This is a genomic window from Collinsella aerofaciens (genome assembly GCF_015548375.1).
In the GTDB taxonomy this organism is placed as follows: domain Bacteria; phylum Actinomycetota; class Coriobacteriia; order Coriobacteriales; family Coriobacteriaceae; genus Collinsella; species Collinsella aerofaciens_AB.
In genome coordinates, this window is sequence record NZ_JADMWW010000013.1 from 27,823 (window position 1) to 46,069 (window position 18,247).

Below are 18,247 nucleotides of genomic sequence, written 5' to 3' on the forward strand. Positions count from 1 at the left end.
TGGAGCCCAGGCAGACGCCGACATACGAGGCGAACGTCCCGGAGGACCTCAGCGGCGACGGCGGGATGGCGTGCGAGCTCGCGACCGCCTACTTCGGCGACCCGCTCCCGTGGCAGCCGCACCTGCTCGACGCGATGCTGGCCCGCGATGCGCGCGACAAGTACCTGCTGCGCACGCTGGGCATCTCCATCCCGCGCCAGAACGGAAAGAGCTGGGTCGTGCGAGCAAGGTGCTTCTACGGCGCGCTCAACGGCGAGAAGATCCTGTACACCTGCCAGCACGGCGACACATCCGACCAGATGTTCAAGGAGCTGTCACAGCCGTTCGAGGACGAGGACGAGACCGATCTGCGCAACCTCCTGCTCGCCGTGCGCAAGACGAACGGGCAGCAGGCCATCAGCCTCAAGAACGGCGGACTCATCCGCTTCACCACCCGCACCAACTCGCTGGCGCGAGGCAAGACCTACGACGTGCTCATCTACGACGAGGCGCAGGAGCTCACGGACACGCAGCAGGCGGCGTCCCTGCCTGCCATCTCGGCGAGCGCGATGCACAACCCGCAGACCATCTACCTCGGAACGCCGCCAGGCCCCGACAACGTCGGCACGGTGTTTCGCGACCTCCACGACGACGTGCACGACGGCGAGTCCGAGATGGCGTGGATCGAGTGGGGCGCGGACGAGATAGGCGACGTCCACGACGAGTCCCGCTGGTACGAGTACAACCCGTCCATGGGCACCGTGCTCAACTACGAGGCCGTCAAGGGCGAGTCCGAGCAGATGCAGCCCGACGTGTTCGCGCGCGAGCGCCTCGGGTGGTGGGCGAAGACGGGAGGCTCGCTCCTCTACGCCCTGTCCTCCAAGAAGTGGGACGGGTGCCGACGCGACTCAGCGCCCACTGACGGAAAGCTCGCCTTCGGCGTGAAGTTCTCCGCAGACGGCTCCAACGCCGCGGTGTCCTGGGCGCTCGCCGACAGGGACGGACCGTCCTACGTCGAGCTGTACGACGTGATGGGCGCTTCGGGCGGAACGGTCGCGATCTCGGACATGCTCCTGCGCAACCGAGACGAGATCGCGTGCGCCTGCATCGACGGCAAGTCCGGAGCGGACGCGCTCAAGCGGCGGATGCTCGACGGCGGCTTCAGCAAGTGCGCGCTCGTGATGGGCACGCCCGCAATCGTGCAGGCTGCGGCGTCGATGCTCAAGGACGAGGTCGACTCGGGCACGCTGTCTCACATCGAGTCGCCGGCGCTCGACGACTCGGCGCGCAAGTCGCTCAAGCGCGACATAGGCAGGGACGGATGGGGCTTCGCGGACGGCCCCGACTCCATCGCCGCCCCCATCGAGTCCGCATCGCTCGCCCTCTGGGCGGCGAGAACCACGAAACGAGACCCGCGAAGGGAACAGGAGGCCAGCTTCTGATGGCAGCAGTGAACATGGAACTGGCGGGGCAGGTAGCATCCGCCGCAGGCTTGGAGCCGGGCGACGCGGCGCTCGTCCGCGAGCTCATGACCGTCTGGCGCGAGCATCGAGCCAGCAACCTCGAGCGCGAGGACTACTACCTCGGGCACGTGTCGGTGAAGGACCTCGGCATCGCCATGCCGGCGAGCCTCGCCAAGAAGATCAACCCGCGCGTGGACTGGCCCCGCAAGGCCGTGCACGCACTCGCCGACCGCTCCATCTTCAACGGTTATACGTGCGCGGATGAGCAGACGAGCAAGGCCCTCCGCGCCATCTGCGAGTCGAACCAGCTAGAGCGCCTCTACCGCAAGAACCTCATCGGCGAGCTGAAGCACTGCTGCGGCTTCTGGACCGTGACAGACGGCGGCGGCTACCCGGTCATCTCGGCGTACCCCGCCACCGCGGCGGCGGCGCTCTGGGACGACGCTCGCAAGGCCATCAGGGCGGGACTCGTCGTGGCTGAGTCCAAGAAGATGCCCGGCGACACCGAGCGCGTGCCGACCGTGGTGCACCTGCTCACCGACGACAGCCTCGTGGTGCTCACGCGCGACGGCGGCTCGTGGGTAGCCGAGTACCGCGAGCACTCGATGGGGCGCTGCCTCATGGAGCCGATGGCACACGGCGCGACTCTCGAGCGCCCCTTCGGCACCTCGCGCATCAGCCGCTCCGTGATGAGCATCACCGACGACGCCATCCGACAGCGCGCCCGCATGGAGGTCGCCGCCGAGGCCGCGACCCTGCCGCAGACGTGGCTTCTGGGAACCTACAAGAAGATGCTCAACGATGGCAACAAGTACGACGCGAGCATGGGCGCTGTCAACGAGATCACCAAAGACCCCGACGGCGACAAGCCCACGGTCTGGCAGTCCGCGCAGCTGCAGATGGCCCCGCTCACCGAGTACCTTCGCCAGCTCGCCTGCCAGATGTCCGCCGTGACCAACGTGCCGGTGAGCTTCTTCGGAGTGTCCAACGACAACCCGTCCTCCTCGGACGCCATCGCCGCGTCCCTCGAGCCTCTTGTCATCGACGCCAAGAACCTCAACCGCGACAACGGCACGGCGCTGCGCAACGTGGCCTACATGGCGCTCGCCGTGGCGAACGGCACCGATTTCGCCACCGAGCGCGATGCGGGGCATGAGATCAACCCGCGATTCCTCAGCCCGGCGTACCCGTCCACGGTGAGCCTGTCCGACGCGCTGCTCAAGCAGGTGCAGGCGCTCCCGAAGCTCGCCAACTCCACGGTCGCCTACGAGATGCTCGACTACACGGACGAGCAGATCCAGCGCATCGAGTCGGATGCCAAGAAGGCGCAGGCGGGCGCGGCTATCGCATCGCTGTTCGAGCCGAAGGAGGGCGAGAATGGCGGCGGTGCCGACTAGCCTGCTGGACGAGCTGACCGATGAGGTGAACGCGCTGTCGGCAGACGCCCAGGCGAAGGTGAGGCCGGCGCTCGAGTCCCTGCTGTCGAGCTGGGAGCGCGGTGGTGGCGGCGATGTCGCCGCTCTCCGCGAGAGGGCGTACGAGACGATCGAGGCGGTGCTCGGGTACTACGCCGACACGTGCGCCGCCGCCAGGGCAGCCGAATACTACGACGCGGTCAGGGCGTCGCAGGGCTTCCCCGGGAAGTATCGGGCGGTCGCCGAGTCCATGCGAGACCCGGACGCCACGCTCGGCGCGGTTAGGTATTTCATCGGCAAGGTCGTCGAGGGCGCCCCCGAGGTCTTTGTCTCGCGGTGCGTCACGAGGGTCGACGAGGAGATCAGGCGCGCCGCCAACAGGTGCGTCGCCCACAACGCGCGCAAAGACCCGGCGAAGCCGTGGTACGCCCGCGTTCCCCGTGGCGAGACGTGCGGGTTCTGCCTCATGCTCGCGTCGTTCGGCTTCTACGCCAAGACCGAGGCGGCGGCGGAGCACTCGCACGCGCACTGCGACTGCCGAATCGTTCCCGGCTTCGACGGGGTGACCACAGTCAAGGGATACGACCCTGACGGGATGTACGAGAGGTATAACGACTGCCTGGCCGCGCTCGGAGGCCGCGACGGCATCGCCTCCGACTGGTACGCAATGCCGGAGGACGAACGCGAAGCGCTCGTGAGGCGCCACGGCAACAAGGAGGGGAAGGCGTACACCGCCTACCTCAACAACCGCGTCGCATCCGAGATAGAGCTACGCGACCCGTCCTGGTACGCCGGCGGCGAGCATAAGGGCATAACGTTCACGGACGATGCGGTGAGGCGCGACAAGGTAAAGAGGTGGAGGGTAGACCCCGGAGAGAGGAGAACCGCAGAGAAGCTGGCGGCACTGGGCTACAAGACCGAGTTCTGGGAAGACGAGGTGCACCTGAAGAGCGAGAACGCGCAGGGAAAAACGACCGTAAGCCGCGCCGACCTGTCCACGGGCATCGAAATCAAGACCGTATACACGTCGAAATCGGAGAACACGTTCAAGTCGCACATGAAGTCCGTGGCCAACAAGAGCGGGGTGCGGTTCGCCGTCTTCGACGTCAGCGAGAACAAGTCGGTTACCGACAGCCAAGCCGAAGCGTGGATACGCAAGTACATGAAGAGGTACGGAATCGCCGAAGTGCGGATGCTGGGGCACGACGGGTCGCTCCAAACGATAAAAAAATAGGCGGGAGCTGCATGTCTCAATAGGTGAGTCAAACAGCTTCCGCCTAATCTCATCATACCGCATGGCCGCCCACGGGCGGCGTTTTTCATGCCGAAAAACGCCAAACAGGCCAAATCTCACGCCCGTAGGACACTGCCGCGCGACATGGCCGCACGGCCCGAAACGCACATCTAAGGGGCTCGGCCGCACGGCTGGCCCGACGGGCCGCACGGTCCGGGAAAGGACGCGATATGGCAGCAGAGACCAACACGGAGCCCACGGGCGGTACGGAGCCGACCGGGGGCGAGGAGCCCGACTACAAGGCGCTCTACGAGGCCGAGAAGGCGCACTCCCGCAAGTGGGAGAAGCAGGCCAAGGCCAACAAGGGCGCGGCAAGCGCACTCGACGAGGCCAACCAGGCGAAGAAGACCGCCGACGAGAAGGTCGCGGAGCTCGAGAAGCGACTCGACGCCAAGGAGAAGGCCGAGGCGCGAGCCAAGACCGCCGCCAAGGTCGCGCAGGAGAAGGGAGTCCCCGCGGACCTCATCGTCGGCGAGGACGAGGAGAGCATGGCCGCATGGTGCGACAAGATGCTCGCCGCATTCAAGACAAAGCCCGCGCCGCGAGTGGAGAAGCCCGGCAGCTTCGACAAGGGCGGCAAGGGCGGGGACGAGGCGCTGCGAGACTTCGCCAAGCGCCTCCTGAAGTAAGCCAAACCCGAAGAAAGGCACAGAAATGGCTGCAAACGACACCCAGAAAATCAAGCTGCCGTCCAGCGTGGTATCCACCATCATCGGCAAGGTGAAGGACACCTCCACCATCGCCACGCTGAGCCCCAGCACCCCGCAGAAGTTCGCGGACACGACCTACCTCGTGTTCAACCCGACCGCAGAGGCCGAGGTCGTCGCCGAGGGCGGCAAGAAGTCCGGCTCCGAGATCTCCACCGACCCCGTAGTCGCAAAGCGCGCCAAGATCGTCACGACCACGCGCGTCTCCGACGAGCTGAAGTGGGCCGACGAGGACAACCAGCTGGAGATCATCTCCAACATCATCGCCGACCAGACCGCCGCCGCGGGCCGCGCGCTCGACTACATCGTCTACCACGCCATCAACCCCAAGACCGGCCTCGGCCTCACGGGCTACACCGCCCTGACCGCTGACAAGGACGTCCACAGCGTCGCCAAGACCGACTCCCCGGTCGACGACATCGACTCCCTCTCCGACGCCCTGCTCGACTACGGCATCAACGGCATCGCCATGAGCCGCCAGTTCGCCTCCGAGCTGCGCAAGCTGCGCGTGCCCGCCACCGGGCAGCGCTTGTACCCCGAGGTGCCGCTGTCCCTCAACGTGGGCAACCTCGACGGCATCCCCGCCTCCGTGTCCGGCACCGTGAACGGCCGTCTCGCCAAGACCCCGACCAAGGTCTCCGCGATCATGGGCGACTTCTCCGCCATCAAGTGGGGCATGGTCCGCGACATCACCGCCGAGGTCATCGAGTACGGCGACCCCGACAACACCGGTCAGGACCTGAAGGGCTACAACCAGATCGCCTACCGCACCGAGGCCGTCCTGGCATACGCGGTACTCGACCCGAAGGCCTTCGCCGTCCTCAAGAGCGCCTAGGGGGTACCGAGATGGCTCAGCTAGTCCAGAAATTCATCGTGGAGGACGCGGGCAAGGCGTCCAGCATCCTCCCGCAGCACGTGGCGCTCGTCTCGCCCGACGGCAAGCCGCTCGTCGTGCCCAAGAAGGTCGCCAACCCCGGCGCCAGCCCGACCGTCGCGAAGGTCGTGCAGGCCCTCGTCGACGCCGGGATCATGGAGGCCGAGTAGCCATGGCCGCGCTCGCCAGCGTGGACGACTACAAGGCCCGCTACGGCGAGCCCGCGGACGAGGCCCGCACCGGGGTGCTGCTGCAGGACGCATCGGACCTGATGCTCGCGGCATTCGAGGACCGAATCGGCGAGTACACCGAGGGGGCGTGCCCGGCGTTCGACCGCGCCGCGCCCGCCGTGTGCTGCCTGCTCGTCAACCGCGTGCTCTCGGCACCGTCCGCGATGGCGGGCGCCACGCAGTACAGCCAGGGGGCCGGAATCTACACCGCATCGGTGACCTACGGCTCGGCGCTCGGCGAGATGTACCTCGGGAAGAGCGACCTCAGGCGCCTCGGCCTCACCGGTCAGGCGCTCGGGGCGCTCACGCCTCTGGAGAGGGGAGGGGTGGCCGAATGACGTGCCTCATCTCCGGCGAGACCGTGACCGTGCGCAGTGCGGCCCAGTCGTTCGACGAGCTTGGCGAGCCCACCGGCGAGACGGTGACCGAGGCGGCGGTCGACAACGTCGTGGTGTGCCCCGGCGCGACCGCCGACCTCGACTCGACGCGCCCGAACGGCGTGACGGTCGCCTACACGCTCTGCTTCCCGAAGGGCGCGGACGTTGACCTCAGGGACGCGACGGTCACGGTGCGCGGCACCGACTACAAGGTGGTCGGCGACCCCAAGCGATACACCGCGGCCAATACGCCCGGCCCCTGGGACCTCACCTGCGAGGTGACCCGAACCGATGGCTAAGGCTAAGTGCGAGGTCAAGATCAAGTGGAAGGGCTGGAACCGCGGCGGATACGCCGAGGTCATGAACGGCGGGGGCGTGCAGGCCATGCTCGACCAGAAGGCAAACGCTGTCGTCGCGTCCGCCAACGCATCGTTTAGCCCGAAACCGGGGGAGGGCGCAGGCTATGCCTCGGACGTCATGAGCGGCTCCCTCGCCAAGGGGCGCTCGCTCCACACGGAGAGCGTCCACGCCTTCCGCAGCGAGAAGAAGCACAACCGCTTGCAGGCAATCTTTGGAGGTGACTGATGGACATCGAGAGGGTTGTCGCCAAGCGGCTCATGGACGCGACCGGCATCAAGTGCGTGCCCGACGTGCCGCGCGAGAGACCCGATGAGTTCGTCCAGGTCACCCTCGCCGCCACGAGCGCGACACGGTTCATCCAGTCCCCGCGCGTGCTCGCCACGTCGTGGGCGAAGACCCGCAGGCGCGCACGCGAGATCGCCGAGGCCGTCGAGCGGGCGTGCTCCGCCATCGAGGACGAGCCTAACGTGTTCTCGGCCGTGTCCGACGGCACGTACCGATGGGACGACCCCGACACGGGGACTCCCAGATACCAGACGAACATCAACCTGACCATCTGCGAATAAGGAGCAATCATGGCAGAAAGCAACAAAAACAACGTCGCCAACGTCTCCAGCGCCAAGGGAGTAAAGGGCGGCTACATCTTCACCGCGCCCGCCGGAACGGCGCTGCCGAACGACTACAAGACCGCGCTGCCCGCTGCGTGGAAATGCCTCGGCTACATCAGCGAGGACGGCTACGTCGAGACGCTCGACAGCGACTCCGAGGACATCAAGGACATGAACGGCGACCTCATGGCGTCGCCGCAGACCTCCCGCGTCGAGAGCGCCCAGCTCACGCTCGCCGAGATCAAGGCCGCGACCCTCAAGGTCATGTACGGCTCCGGCAACGTCAAGGACGAGAACGGCATGATCACCGTCAAGCACAACGGCGACTCCACTGAGACGTGGCCCGCCGTGCTCGAGCTCGTGCTCAAGGACGGACGCCGCTGGCGCAAGGTCGTGCCGCTCGCCCAGTCCTCCGAGCTGGACGACCTCACCCTCGCCGTGGGCGAGCTCGCCGCGCGCGCCCTCACGGTCAAGTACCTCACCGACGATGCCGGCAACACCTGCTACGACTACATCCAGTCCACCGAGACCGCGGAGGGCAAGTAATGACCGAGCTCACGTTCACCATCCCCGGCATCGACGGCGAGTTCACTGCCGACCTCGACGAGCTGCTCAGCTACAAGACCAACAAGCAGTTCGCCAAGAGCGAGACCGAGCCGGGCGGGATGTTCGAGGCCTTCGAGCGCGTCTTCGCGGGCCGCGACGAGGAGTACATGGAGCGCCTCGGCGGCTCCGTCGAGTCCACGGGCACGCTCATGCAGGCCGCATTCGAGGCGGCGAAGGCAAAAAACTCCCAGGGTTCGTCCTCGAGCTCGAAGGGCACCGCGCAGAAGTCGTAGCGGACTTCCGCCAGTACTACGGCATCGACCTCCCGCTCGAGGGCGGACCGGACGACCTCCGGCGCGCCGCCCTCCTGTGGGAGCAGCTGCCGAAGGGGTCGAGGTGCGCACGCCGCATGTACCCGGAGCTCAAGTGGAGCGAGGAGACGTACATGCTCTGGCGCATCGAGCACCAGCTCAGGAGCCTCGCGTGGGGGCTGAGCGACAAGAAGCACCGACCGCCGCAGGAGCCGCAGCCGCTCAAGACGCCCGGGCAGCTCGCGGAGCTCAAGAGGCACCAGCGCAACGCCCTCGCGAACAGGGCGGAAATCGACGAGATTCTAGGATTAGGAGGACGGGATGGCGACTAGCGTAGGCTCGGCATGCATCACGCTCATGCCGTCCATGAAGGGCTTCGCCGGCAGCATCTGCTCGGAGTTCGGCGACACGGGCTCCAAGGCCGGAAAGTCATTCGGCGACTCGATGACCTCCGGCGTGGACGGCGGGGTCAAGCGCTCCAGCGGGCTGCTGAGCGGGCTTGGCACCGTCGCCAGGGGCGTGGGCACCGTCGCCGCCGCTGGCATGGGCGCGCTCACCACGGCGGTGACCGCAATCGGCGGCGCTGCGGTATCCGCATACGCCGACTACGAGCAGCTGGTCGGCGGCGTCGATACGCTCTTCGGCTCCGCGTCCGGCAAACTGCAGGGATACGCCGCGGAAGCGTACAAGACGTGCGGCATGAGCGCAAACCAATACATGACCCAGGCGACCAGCTTCGCCGCATCGCTCGTGAGCTCGTGCGGCGGCGACGTGGCGAAGGCCGCCGAGTCCGCCAACACGGCGATGGGCGACATGGCGGACAACGTCAACAAGATGGGCTCGGACATGGCCGACGTCCAGAACGCCTACCAAGGTTTTGCCAAGCAAAACTACACGATGCTGGACAACCTGAAGCTGGGCTACGGCGGCACGAAGTCCGAGATGGAGCGACTTATCGCGGACGCCAACAAGCTGCGCGCGGCGCAGGGCAAGACCGCCGACCTCACCATCGACAGCTACGCCGACGTGGTCGAGGCTATCCACACCGTGCAGTCCGAGATGGGCATCACCGGCACGACCTCCAAGGAGGCCGCGACGACCATCTCCGGCTCCATCGGCATGGCCAAGGCATCGTGGGAGAACTTCCTCACCGGTCTGGGCCGAGACGATGTGGACTTCTCGCAGCTCACCGAGCAGCTGCTCACGTCCGTCGGCGCGGTCGCCAAGAACATCGCGCCGCGCGTCGCGCAGATCGGGCAGGGCATCATCGAGGCGTTCCCCGCGGCGCTTTCCGGCATCGCGTCGGTGCTCGCGCCCATCGTGTCCGAGGCGCTCGCCACGGCGTGGAACATCGCCGTCGGGGCGCTCGCCGGCATCGGGATCAAGCTGCCGAAGGTGGACTCCTCGCAGATCTGCTCGGCGCTTCAGGCCATCCTTGGCGTGGCCACGTCCGTCGGTAACGGCATCAAGGCGGCAATCGGGTTCATCGCGCCGCTCATCGCGCCAATCGGCACGGCGCTGCTCAGCATCGCGCAGGCCGTGCTGCCGGTGCTCTCCACCGGCATACAGGTGGTGCTCGGCATCGTGCAGGCGCTGTCGCCGGTCATCGGCTTCCTGGTCGGTGTCATCGCGGACGTAATGACGACCGTCTCGCAGCTCGTCGCCATCGCCATGCCCGCCGTGCAGTCCGTGCTGTCCGCCGTGCTGGCGGCGATGCCGCTCATCCAGGGCGCGATTCAGGTGGCGATGGGCATCATCTCCGCCGTCTGGAACGCGGTCTGGCCCGCGATCTCCGCTGTCCTGACTGGCGTGATGGGCACAATCTCCACTGCCGTCCAGGTCGCGATGGCCGTGGTGCAGACAGTCATCTCCACGGTCACCGCCGCGATAAGCGGCGACTGGGATACGGTCTGGAACACCATCAAGTCGGTAGCCGAGCTCGTCTGGTCTCAGATTGAGTTCGCCGTGCGGGCGGCCATCGGGGTCGTCGAGTCCGTGATAACGTCCGCGCTCAACGGAATCAGCTCGGTTTGGTCGAGCGTGTGGGACACCGTCCGCGACTTCGCCGAGGTCGTATGGGGACGCATCAAGTTCTCCGTCAACTCGGCGATAAATCAGGTCAACGGCGTGATCAGCTCCGTGCTCAACAGCATCAGCTCCACGTGGTCGAGCATGTGGGGGAGCATCAAGAGCGCCTGCTCGTCCATCTGGGAGGGCATCAAGAGCGCAGCGTCAAACGGAATCAACTCCGTCTACAGGACCGTCACGAGCATAAAGGGCAAGATCACCGGGTTCTTCTCGGGTGCGAGAAACTGGCTCTTCAACTCCGGCAAGTCGATACTCAACGGCCTGAAGGACGGCATCATGTCCGCTATCGGCTCGGTGACCTCGGCGGTCTCCGGCGCAGTCTCCAGAATCCGCTCCTTCTTCCCGTTCTCGCCGGCAAAGGTCGGCCCCTTCTCCGGGCACGGCTACACGACCTTCTCGGGCAAGGCCCTCATGCAGGGCTGGGCGCAGGGCATCGGCTCCGGCACCGGCACCGTGGTCTCCGCCATCAGCGGCGCCATGGACACCGCGCAGGGGATGCTCTCGACGGGCCTGACCGTCGCGCCGTCCGCTGTCTACACTCCGGCGCGTCCCGAGGAGGATTCCGACGACGCCCTCGCCGGCATCCTGTCCGTCCTCGAGCAGATCCGGGACAAGGACGGAAACCTGTACATCGACTCGGAGCGCGTCTCCTCCGCCATCGCGATGCGCGGCAGGCACACGCTCGCCGCAAGGGGGTTCGCATGATATTCGGCGGAATCGACCTCACGCCGTACCTGCTGGTGACCAAGGTCACGAGACCGATTGTCCCCAAGGTGCGGCTCGATGAGACGGAGGTCCCGGGCATGGACGGCTCGCACGTCCGCGCCTCCGGCCTAGAGCCGGTCGAGGTCTCGGTCGACTGCAACATCGTCGGCGGCTCCCTCGACGAGGTCGCCGAGGCAAGGGCCGTGCTCGCCTCGGCGCTGTCCGGCGGCGAGAAGGCCCTCGTGCTCGACGACGCTCCCGAGCGCTACATGCTCGCGCGCTACAGGGGAGGGGCGGAGCAGGGGCGCAACGCACACATGCCGAATCTCACGCTCGGGTTCTACTGTGCAGACCCCGCCGCCTACGGGCAGCGGCGCTCCGAGCAGGTGACGGCATCCCAGCGCGCCGTCGCCGCCGGTGGCAACTACAGGGCCTACCCTACGGTCACGTGCAGGCCTCCGGCAGGCTCGAGCTGGACAATCACCAACGTCTCGACCGGGCGGTTCGTCCGCGTCGAGGCGTCGTTCACGGGCGCACAGACCGTCGTGCTGGACATGCGCGCCGAGCGCTGCACAGTCAACGGCGCGGACTGGCCCGTGACCGTCGCGAGCGACTTCTTCTCGCTCGACGGCGTGCAGCAGATCAAGACGAGCGGCGGCACCGCGACGCTCGAATGGGAGGAGAGGTGGCTCTAGGTGCGAATTGACGTATACACGTGGCAGGACGCTTACGTATCGACAATCGGCCCCGAGGAGCTGCTCTCCCTCACCCATACCGACGAGCTCAACGGCGAGGACAGCGTGGACATCGTCACGACCTTCGCGCTCAAGCAGGGCTACCGCCTCGTGTGGGCCGACCGACTCGGCAAGGTCCACGAGCACGTCTGCCAAGACCCCAAGGGCCTCCACGCTGGAGGCGATACGGTCTACACGGACACGGCGATCAACTCAATCTGCGAGACGTACGGCGACTATATCGAGGACAAGCGCCCCTACGGCTACGGCTTCTTGCAGGCGCTGAACGTCTGCCTTGGGCCGACCCGCTGGACCGCCGGAACGGTCGACCAGACCGGCACCGTCGACAAGGGCCTGACCTTCTACCACACCTCGGCGCGCGAGGCGCTCCAGTCAATCTTGAAATGCGGCGGCGAGCTTGAGACTGAAATCACCGTATCCGGCGGAAAGGTGACCTCTCGCAGGGTAGGCATCCGCTCGCACCGAGGCGCGAAGGGCGGCCACCGCCGGTTCACCTACACCAAGGACCTGGCATCCGTCTCCCGCACCGAGCATTACGGGGCGATAACGGCCTGCTACGGGTATGGAAAGGGCATCGAGACCGACACGGGCGGCTACGGGCACAAGCTGACGTTCGGCGACATCAACAACGGCAAGAACTACGTGGAGGACGCGACCGCGCTCAAGCTGTACGGGCGACCCGACGGCAGGGGCGGGCACGCCCACGTGTTCGGGCAATATGAGAACTCGAACTGCGAGGACGCGGCGACGCTGCTCGCCGAGACCCGCGCGTACTTCGCCTCCCGCAAGGAGCCCGGCATGACCTACGAGGCCGACGCCGTCGACCTCGTGCAGTTCGGCCGCGACTGGGAGGGCGTCGCCGTGGGAGACGACGTGCAGATCGTCGACACGTGCTTCAGCCCGGCGCTGCGCTGCGAGGGCCGCGTGACCAAGCTCGTCACCGACGAGCTGGGCGGCTCCATGCGCGTGACGCTCGGGAACGTGACCGAGACAATCACGGACATGTTGCTGGCGCAGCAGCAGAAAGTGTCCAGCCTGTCGAAGCGCTCGTCCAACTGGGACGTGGCGGCATCGACGCCGCCATCGTACCTCCAGCAGGTCATGGACAGCATGAATACGCAGTTCAACCTTGCGGGCAACAGCTACGTCCACACGAGCTTCGAGCGCGGCCTGATCTTCGGCTCCGTGCCCCTCGACGCGGACGGCCGCTCGACGACCGGCGACGGCATGGCCATGCAGCTGTGCTCCCAGGGCTTCCGCATCGCCTCCGGCTGCAAGGCCGACGGCTCGTGGGACTGGCGCACCTTCGGCACCGGAAAGGGTTTCTTCGCCGAGTTCATCTGCTTTGGCACGATGCTCGGCGACCTGATCAAGGCCGGCACCATCCAGGACAAGACGGGCAAGAACTACTGGAACCTCGACGAGAGCGAGGTCCATCTAGGCCCCGGCGCCAAGCTCGACGGCAAGGACATCGCCGTCGCCGATGCCGTGATAGCGTCGGTGGACGTCGAGTACGCCCAGGGAACGTCGCGCGTCACCGAGCCGCAGGGCGGATGGCAGACAACTGCGCCGCAATGGGTGTCGGGTAAGTACATCTGGACGCGCACCAAGACCACCATGCAGTCCGGTGACATCAAGTACAGCGAGCCCGTGTGCATCAGCGGCATCGATGGCGCCAAGGGCGACAAGGGCTCGACCGGTACCGGCGTGCGCGGCATCGTCGAACAGTACTACCTGTCCACGAGCTCCACGGCGCAGTCCGGCGGCAGCTGGTCGGAGGCTCAGCCCACGTGGGCGAAGGGCAAGTACATCTGGACGAGGAGCAAGGTCACGTGGACGGACGGTTCGGTCACGTACACCGCGCCGTGCCTCGCCAAGGCCATCAACGGATCAAACCAGATGGCCGGCAGTGCCATCGTCTCGCGCGTGAAGCTGTACGCGAGGAACCAGTCGGACAGCGTGCCGCCAATTAATGCGCAGAACCCAGAGCTGGGATGGTCCGAGGACCTCCCGCAATGGTCGAACGGATACTTCGTCTGGTCGATGGAGCGCGTCACCTACGGCGACGGCAGCGTCACCCACACGGCGCCGGTGCTGGAAGCCGCGTACAACAAGGCCTATCAGAGCGCGCACGACCTGACGGGCTCGCTCAACGGCCTCGACACGACGGTGCAGGACCTCGCCAAAGACGGTGTGGTGACCGAGGCGGAGAGGGCGGCGGTCAAGAAGGCCAAGCAGGACGTGGACAAAGAGCGCGAGGAGCTCACGAGCCAGTACAACGCGCTGAAGTCGAACAAGGCCCTCAGCGCCCAGTTCCTCTCGTCCGTCCTCGGCCCCCGCTACACCAAGGCCTTCGGCACGACCGATGAGGGCGGCACGTACGGCTCCTATGCCGACAAGGTCGACAAGGTGCTCATATGCAAGACCGCCGAGGAGCTCAAGGCTGCCATGCACGAGTACGACGCCGCATTCGGAGCCTACTCGAGCGCGGTCAAGGACTACGCCGATGCCGCGACCGGGGCGCGCCACGCCATCGAGCAGAAGAACGCGTCGGACTACGCCGACGGCATCCTGAGCGCCTACGACGAGCAGATGGACCAGAAGGCCATCTTCGACCGCCTGACCAACAACGGTGCCGACCAGGGGCTCTACATGAGCAACAACAGGGTCTACGTCAACGCGACATACATCGCAACCGGGACTCTCGCGGACGCAAAGGGGCGCAACTCGTGGAACCTCAAGGAAGGCGTGCTGACGACCAACTACATGACGGCGAAGAACATCACGGCGACCGGAAGCTTCACCGGTGGAAACCGCAGCAGCGGGTACGCCATGGAACTCGACTCGAGCGGGAAGCTGGCTGGGTTCAAGGACGGCACGCAGTACGGATACATCGAATGCTCCTCAACGTCACATGACATCGACAATCCGTCGATTATCTACCACGGACTGCAGCTGCAGGGACAGGGCGTCGTGCGAGTCTCGACCCCGAGGCTCAGCGTGAGCGGCAGCGCCGACACGAGCGTCACGACGTGGTCAGGCCTGACGACCAAGGTCGGAGCGGCATACCACCCGCTTTACACGGAGAACGGCAAGAAATATTTCAACGACCAGTCCCAGACATCGTCGGTGCTCGAGTTCAGGAACGGCCTGCTGATCGGCGTGTCGACCATGCCGTCCGGGTGGAGCGGATAAGAGATGAAAGGACAAGAAGGAATGGAAGCAAGCAAGAAAATCGTCGTGGGCTACGCGGTCCACGACATCATCGGCAATAACGAGCAGTGCCTGACGGAGTACGACCCGGATGTGCTCCAGCGCGCCGAGGACGCCGGACTCATATTTGTCGCCCAGTACGACGACGGCTCGCGCGAGGTCGTCAAGGCCGCGGACGTCCGCAAGCCAGACCCCACGGTCAACGGCATCCCGCTGGCGACCGCCGGGTACGTCGACAAGCGCACGGCTGCCACCGTGGCGTGCTTCGACGCGCTCTCGGCCATCGTCGACCCGCAGCCGGCCACGGCCGACGAGACGGGGGAGGGGGCCGAGGCCGTCGACCCGGTCGAGGCCTTCAAGGCCGCGCTCGCCGCGCTCAGGGCGCTGGAGGCCAAGGAATGATCAACCACGCCATATCACTCGACATGCATAAGCGCCCGGGCACCATCCCGCAGCGCGTCACCGTGCGCCGGGGCGAGACCCAGACCCAGCGGGTGACCGCGACACTCACCACGGACGGCGCCGCCTACACGCCGACCTACCAGTCAGCGCGCCTGTGCGTGCTCCATGCCGACGGCACGTGGGCTCGCTGCGCCGCCACCGTCGGCACGGTATCGGTGAGCGCCACGCTGGCGCCGGAGTCCGTCAACGGCACCGGCAGGTGCAGGCTGGCATACTTCGAGTTCTACAGCGCCAACGGGGCCTCCGAGACGACCGAGGACTTCGCGCTCGTCATCCTGGGAAATGTGGACGGGACAACAGGGCCTGCCGTCAGCTACGACCAGGAGCTCGACGAGCTCTATAGGAAGTGGAGCACTGAGCTATCTCGGCTCGGTCAATCCGCGTTCGATGCGGCATCCGCCGCTAGCGGTGCGGCGTCGAGGGCCGATGCGGCGGCAAGCGCGGCATTGCAGATCGCGAACGCGGCGGCGCAGGGCGCCGCCGGCGAGTCCGACATCGCCGAGCTGCGCCGCCAGAACGGCCAGCTCGCGACGATGCTCGCCGACGCGACAGACAAGTTCATCTACATGGACGGCACGGTCTACTGCCCTGCCGGCAAGGCGTCGGTATCCGGGGACACGGTGACGTTCGGCGGCACGTGCTCGGTATCGGGCAGCACGGTAACCCTTTCCTAAGGAGGATAAATGGCAAATGCAAAGACGCTGGTCGTAGGCGGCCAGCCGCTCAACGTCATCGACGATACCGCGCGCAGCAACGCGCAGACGGCGCTCAACAACGCCGAGTACAACCGCCAGGGCCAAATCGGCAAGTACGGCGGGCAGAACATCGCCACCATCCTGGCGGGAGAGATCGGCAGCGGCAGCGTGTACGACGCGCTGCACAAGCGAGCCGCCAACGGCAACTTCGCGGGCCTGCGCGTGGGCGACTACCTGGACGTGCCGCTCGTGAGCGCGTCCGCCGTCACCACACAGCAATCTGTGCGGTTCCTGCTTGCCCACATCGGCCCGTACCTTTACTGCGGCGACAACAGCAAGGGACACCATATCGCGTTCGTGGCGTCCGCTCCTGTGTCCGTGGCCAAGACCGTGACCGGCGTTGCCAACGACAGCTTCCTGATGTGGAACACGACCAACACGAACCAGGGCACCGCCGACCGGAAATGCCCCTACCCCAACAGCAACCTCAAGGCGTGGGAGACGGCCTTCGAGGCGTGCCTGCCCGAGGGGCTGACCAAGTACCTGCTGACCCAGCGCGTCCTGCTTGAGGAGCGGTACAGCGCCAGTGGCGCGCTCAATGACTCCAACTCGTGGAGCTGGCAGGATATCGGCAAGGTGTTCTCGCTGTCGGAGATGGAGGTGTACGGCTGCCCCGTGTGGGGGACGAAGGGCTACAGCGTCGGCTTCGACTGCCAGTGGGACCTGTTCCGCGACACCGCTCACCGAGTCAACGGAAATCGGTGCGGCTGGTGGCTGCGTTCCGTCATGGGTGGCTCGTCGTCCGGCGTGTGCTGCGTCGACAGCAGCGGCAATGCCTACTACGACTCCGCGACGTACGTCTGGGTTCGCCCCCGCCCCGGCTTCCTCGTCGGCTAGCCAGCCGAGTGCTCTATACTCTGCTTCTAGGCGACCGCCTTGCGCGGTCGCCTCCTGCCCGCGAAGCGGGCCGGGTTTTTCGCCAGTTTCCCCAGGAGGTGCACGTGAGCGGCGTCTACCAGCGCAACCGCGAGGTGTCCGAATACAAGTTCTTCACGCAGGCCATCGCCATCCGCGTGGAGGTCAACAAGCTGATGGCGTCCTCCTCGGTAGTGCCCAAGGCCTACAGGCTGCTGAACGCGGTGCCGACCGTGGAGACGGCGCGCGGCTTCACGTGGCTGAAGAAGCGCATCTTCTACACGGAGACGGGCCGCATAGTCGTGAAGCCGTGCCGCGACTCCATCACGCGCGAGCGCCGCAAGCTGAAGAAGATGGCCCGCATGGTCGCCGATGGCGTCATGACCCCCGAGCAGGTTGAGCGGAGCTACCAGAGCTGGCGCGGCGGCATGAAGCGGCTGGACGCGCACCGCAGCGTTTTGGCCATGGACGCGCTGTACCACAGCCTGTTCGAAAATCTCGCGCGGGAAGGGGGGGGGGGGGTGCTCAATGCAGGCCAACCCGAGGGACGATTCAAGCGGAGGCAAGCCCTCGCAATAGCGGAGAACCGGCAACTCAAAGCAGCGGCCTAAGCGAAGCGGCCGCGAAATAACAGAAGCATCGAAGGCGTGCCGCGGCGCGCCTTCTTTCTTTGCACCCATCGAAGCGGCCCGGCAATCTCACGGCGCCAATACGATGGCGACACATTCCCCGACAAGAGAGGAGTCCGCATGGACACTGAGGAAGACATGCCGCGCCCCGACGAGCTTCGAGACGGCACCCTGGCCGAGGTCAACGCCCTGCGCGACTTGCTGTCGCAGATCGGCGACCCCGACGCGGCGCACGACGCGGGCGTTATCGACGATGACGAGTACGTGGAGCGGAAGGCGCGAAAGCTCGCCTACACCTCCGCGCTCGCCGCCTACGCCAACGGCGAGGTGCCCGACCTCCCAGCGCTGCTCGAACAGATGCGCGAGCAGGCGTCCCAGCCGACGCAGACCGAGACCAACACGGCGAACATCGACTACCTGCTCATGACCGTGGGAGGTGACCAGTAATGGCTACGAAGAAAACCGTTGAGCATTCCAAGCACTTCGCGAAGGTCAAGAAGTACTACGACAAAGACCTTTGGAGCAAGGCGCGCGTCTACAAGGCTGTCGAGTGCAAATGGATCACCGCCGACGAGTACAAGGAAATCACCGGCGAGGAGTACACGGCCGAATAGGCGGAAG

At 66.1% G+C, this 18,247-nt stretch carries 22 protein-coding genes; all 22 read left to right on the forward strand.

What is annotated here, in order from left to right; genetic code table 11:
• The first annotated feature begins 65 nt into the window (after positions 1-65).
• The 22 genes from I1969_RS06735 to I1969_RS06840 all read left to right on the forward strand — a co-directional run bounded on the left by I1969_RS06735 (position 66) and on the right by I1969_RS06840 (position 18,240).
• A complete protein-coding gene (locus I1969_RS06735) occupies positions 66-1,421 on the forward strand; it encodes a terminase large subunit (RefSeq protein ID WP_161170677.1) in 1,356 nt (451 codons plus the stop codon).
• Complete coding sequence (locus I1969_RS06740) at positions 1,421-2,839, forward strand: phage portal protein (RefSeq protein WP_195234079.1); 1,419 nt, start codon at positions 1,421-1,423, stop codon at positions 2,837-2,839. Before I1969_RS06735 ends, I1969_RS06740 begins: the two co-directional genes overlap by 1 nt.
• Positions 2,820-4,091 carry a VG15 protein gene (locus I1969_RS06745; RefSeq protein WP_195234081.1) on the forward strand — a complete coding sequence of 424 codons (1,272 nt, stop codon included), beginning with the start codon at positions 2,820-2,822 and terminating at the stop codon, positions 4,089-4,091. The genes I1969_RS06740 and I1969_RS06745 overlap by 20 nt, the downstream gene beginning before the upstream one ends.
• 230 nt (positions 4,092-4,321) lie before the next feature.
• Positions 4,322-4,780 (forward strand): hypothetical protein, encoded by a 459-nt coding sequence (locus I1969_RS06750; RefSeq protein WP_161160830.1) that lies wholly within the window; start codon positions 4,322-4,324, stop codon positions 4,778-4,780.
• A 25-nt stretch (positions 4,781-4,805) separates the two neighbouring features.
• On the forward strand, positions 4,806-5,693 hold the full coding sequence (locus tag I1969_RS06755) for a phage major capsid protein (RefSeq protein WP_195234083.1): 888 nt from the start codon (positions 4,806-4,808) through the stop codon (positions 5,691-5,693).
• A gap of 11 nt (positions 5,694-5,704) precedes the next feature.
• Positions 5,705-5,902 carry a hypothetical protein gene (locus I1969_RS06760; RefSeq protein ID WP_118205776.1) on the forward strand — a complete coding sequence of 66 codons (198 nt, stop codon included), beginning with the start codon at positions 5,705-5,707 and terminating at the stop codon, positions 5,900-5,902.
• A gap of 2 nt (positions 5,903-5,904) precedes the next feature.
• Positions 5,905-6,300 carry a Gp19/Gp15/Gp42 family protein gene (locus I1969_RS06765; RefSeq protein WP_161160832.1) on the forward strand — a complete coding sequence of 132 codons (396 nt, stop codon included), beginning with the start codon at positions 5,905-5,907 and terminating at the stop codon, positions 6,298-6,300.
• Positions 6,297-6,638, forward strand: a complete 342-nt coding sequence (locus I1969_RS06770) for a hypothetical protein (RefSeq protein WP_161160833.1) — start codon at positions 6,297-6,299, stop codon at positions 6,636-6,638. Before I1969_RS06765 ends, I1969_RS06770 begins: the two co-directional genes overlap by 4 nt.
• The gene (locus I1969_RS06775) at positions 6,631-6,924 is read left to right on the forward strand and encodes a hypothetical protein (RefSeq protein ID WP_161160834.1); all 294 of its coding nucleotides are present in this window, start codon (positions 6,631-6,633) and stop codon (positions 6,922-6,924) included. Before I1969_RS06770 ends, I1969_RS06775 begins: the two co-directional genes overlap by 8 nt.
• The gene (locus I1969_RS06780) at positions 6,924-7,265 is read left to right on the forward strand and encodes a hypothetical protein (protein ID WP_161160835.1); all 342 of its coding nucleotides are present in this window, start codon (positions 6,924-6,926) and stop codon (positions 7,263-7,265) included. The genes I1969_RS06775 and I1969_RS06780 overlap by 1 nt, the downstream gene beginning before the upstream one ends.
• Before the next feature lie 9 nt (positions 7,266-7,274).
• A complete protein-coding gene (locus tag I1969_RS06785) occupies positions 7,275-7,853 on the forward strand; it encodes a phage tail tube protein (RefSeq protein WP_195234085.1) in 579 nt (192 codons plus the stop codon).
• Complete coding sequence (locus I1969_RS06790; protein WP_195234087.1) at positions 7,853-8,146, forward strand: hypothetical protein; 294 nt, start codon at positions 7,853-7,855, stop codon at positions 8,144-8,146. Before I1969_RS06785 ends, I1969_RS06790 begins: the two co-directional genes overlap by 1 nt.
• 116 nt (positions 8,147-8,262) lie before the next feature.
• Positions 8,263-8,496: a hypothetical protein gene (locus I1969_RS06795; protein WP_118205769.1), complete on the forward strand. Its 234-nt coding sequence runs from the start codon at positions 8,263-8,265 to the stop codon at positions 8,494-8,496.
• Positions 8,486-10,957 (forward strand): phage tail protein, encoded by a 2,472-nt coding sequence (locus I1969_RS06800; protein ID WP_195234089.1) that lies wholly within the window; start codon positions 8,486-8,488, stop codon positions 10,955-10,957. Before I1969_RS06795 ends, I1969_RS06800 begins: the two co-directional genes overlap by 11 nt.
• Entirely contained in the window at positions 10,954-11,652 is a 699-nt protein-coding gene (locus I1969_RS06805; protein WP_195234091.1) for a distal tail protein Dit, read from the forward strand. The genes I1969_RS06800 and I1969_RS06805 overlap by 4 nt, the downstream gene beginning before the upstream one ends.
• Positions 11,653-14,907: a phage tail protein gene (locus I1969_RS06810; protein ID WP_195234093.1), complete on the forward strand. Its 3,255-nt coding sequence runs from the start codon at positions 11,653-11,655 to the stop codon at positions 14,905-14,907. It begins immediately after the preceding gene.
• 21 nt (positions 14,908-14,928) lie between these two features.
• A complete protein-coding gene (locus I1969_RS06815) occupies positions 14,929-15,327 on the forward strand; it encodes a hypothetical protein (RefSeq protein ID WP_195234095.1) in 399 nt (132 codons plus the stop codon).
• Positions 15,324-16,061 (forward strand): BppU family phage baseplate upper protein, encoded by a 738-nt coding sequence (locus I1969_RS06820; RefSeq protein WP_195234097.1) that lies wholly within the window; start codon positions 15,324-15,326, stop codon positions 16,059-16,061. The genes I1969_RS06815 and I1969_RS06820 overlap by 4 nt, the downstream gene beginning before the upstream one ends.
• Before the next feature lie 9 nt (positions 16,062-16,070).
• Entirely contained in the window at positions 16,071-16,979 is a 909-nt protein-coding gene (locus tag I1969_RS06825; RefSeq protein ID WP_195234099.1) for a DUF6273 domain-containing protein, read from the forward strand.
• Positions 16,980-17,083: 104 nt separating this feature from the next.
• On the forward strand, positions 17,084-17,608 hold the full coding sequence (locus I1969_RS06830; protein ID WP_195234101.1) for a hypothetical protein: 525 nt from the start codon (positions 17,084-17,086) through the stop codon (positions 17,606-17,608).
• A 138-nt stretch (positions 17,609-17,746) separates the two neighbouring features.
• Positions 17,747-18,073 (forward strand): hypothetical protein, encoded by a 327-nt coding sequence (locus I1969_RS06835; RefSeq protein WP_035136723.1) that lies wholly within the window; start codon positions 17,747-17,749, stop codon positions 18,071-18,073.
• On the forward strand, positions 18,073-18,240 hold the full coding sequence (locus I1969_RS06840) for an XkdX family protein (protein WP_035136724.1): 168 nt from the start codon (positions 18,073-18,075) through the stop codon (positions 18,238-18,240). The genes I1969_RS06835 and I1969_RS06840 overlap by 1 nt, the downstream gene beginning before the upstream one ends.
• Positions 18,241-18,247 lie beyond the last annotated feature (7 nt).

What these genes read in the sequence shown, in the direction of transcription:
- I1969_RS06735 (WP_161170677.1), top strand. Translation starts at nt 66, where the DNA reads ATGGCGTGCGAGCTCGCGACCGCCTACTTCGGCGACCCGCTCCCGTGG.
- I1969_RS06740 (WP_195234079.1), top strand. Translation starts at nt 1,421, where the DNA reads ATGGCAGCAGTGAACATGGAACTGGCGGGGCAGGTAGCATCCGCCGCA.
- I1969_RS06745 (WP_195234081.1), top strand. Translation starts at nt 2,820, where the DNA reads ATGGCGGCGGTGCCGACTAGCCTGCTGGACGAGCTGACCGATGAGGTG.
- I1969_RS06750 (WP_161160830.1), top strand. Translation starts at nt 4,322, where the DNA reads ATGGCAGCAGAGACCAACACGGAGCCCACGGGCGGTACGGAGCCGACC.
- I1969_RS06755 (WP_195234083.1), top strand. Translation starts at nt 4,806, where the DNA reads ATGGCTGCAAACGACACCCAGAAAATCAAGCTGCCGTCCAGCGTGGTA.
- I1969_RS06760 (WP_118205776.1), top strand. Translation starts at nt 5,705, where the DNA reads ATGGCTCAGCTAGTCCAGAAATTCATCGTGGAGGACGCGGGCAAGGCG.
- I1969_RS06765 (WP_161160832.1), top strand. Translation starts at nt 5,905, where the DNA reads ATGGCCGCGCTCGCCAGCGTGGACGACTACAAGGCCCGCTACGGCGAG.
- I1969_RS06770 (WP_161160833.1), top strand. Translation starts at nt 6,297, where the DNA reads ATGACGTGCCTCATCTCCGGCGAGACCGTGACCGTGCGCAGTGCGGCC.
- I1969_RS06775 (WP_161160834.1), top strand. Translation starts at nt 6,631, where the DNA reads ATGGCTAAGGCTAAGTGCGAGGTCAAGATCAAGTGGAAGGGCTGGAAC.
- I1969_RS06780 (WP_161160835.1), top strand. Translation starts at nt 6,924, where the DNA reads ATGGACATCGAGAGGGTTGTCGCCAAGCGGCTCATGGACGCGACCGGC.
- I1969_RS06785 (WP_195234085.1), top strand. Translation starts at nt 7,275, where the DNA reads ATGGCAGAAAGCAACAAAAACAACGTCGCCAACGTCTCCAGCGCCAAG.
- I1969_RS06790 (WP_195234087.1), top strand. Translation starts at nt 7,853, where the DNA reads ATGACCGAGCTCACGTTCACCATCCCCGGCATCGACGGCGAGTTCACT.
- I1969_RS06795 (WP_118205769.1), top strand. Translation starts at nt 8,263, where the DNA reads ATGTACCCGGAGCTCAAGTGGAGCGAGGAGACGTACATGCTCTGGCGC.
- I1969_RS06800 (WP_195234089.1), top strand. Translation starts at nt 8,486, where the DNA reads ATGGCGACTAGCGTAGGCTCGGCATGCATCACGCTCATGCCGTCCATG.
- I1969_RS06805 (WP_195234091.1), top strand. Translation starts at nt 10,954, where the DNA reads ATGATATTCGGCGGAATCGACCTCACGCCGTACCTGCTGGTGACCAAG.
- I1969_RS06815 (WP_195234095.1), top strand. Translation starts at nt 14,929, where the DNA reads ATGGAAGCAAGCAAGAAAATCGTCGTGGGCTACGCGGTCCACGACATC.
- I1969_RS06820 (WP_195234097.1), top strand. Translation starts at nt 15,324, where the DNA reads ATGATCAACCACGCCATATCACTCGACATGCATAAGCGCCCGGGCACC.
- I1969_RS06825 (WP_195234099.1), top strand. Translation starts at nt 16,071, where the DNA reads ATGGCAAATGCAAAGACGCTGGTCGTAGGCGGCCAGCCGCTCAACGTC.
- I1969_RS06835 (WP_035136723.1), top strand. Translation starts at nt 17,747, where the DNA reads ATGGACACTGAGGAAGACATGCCGCGCCCCGACGAGCTTCGAGACGGC.
- I1969_RS06840 (WP_035136724.1), top strand. Translation starts at nt 18,073, where the DNA reads ATGGCTACGAAGAAAACCGTTGAGCATTCCAAGCACTTCGCGAAGGTC.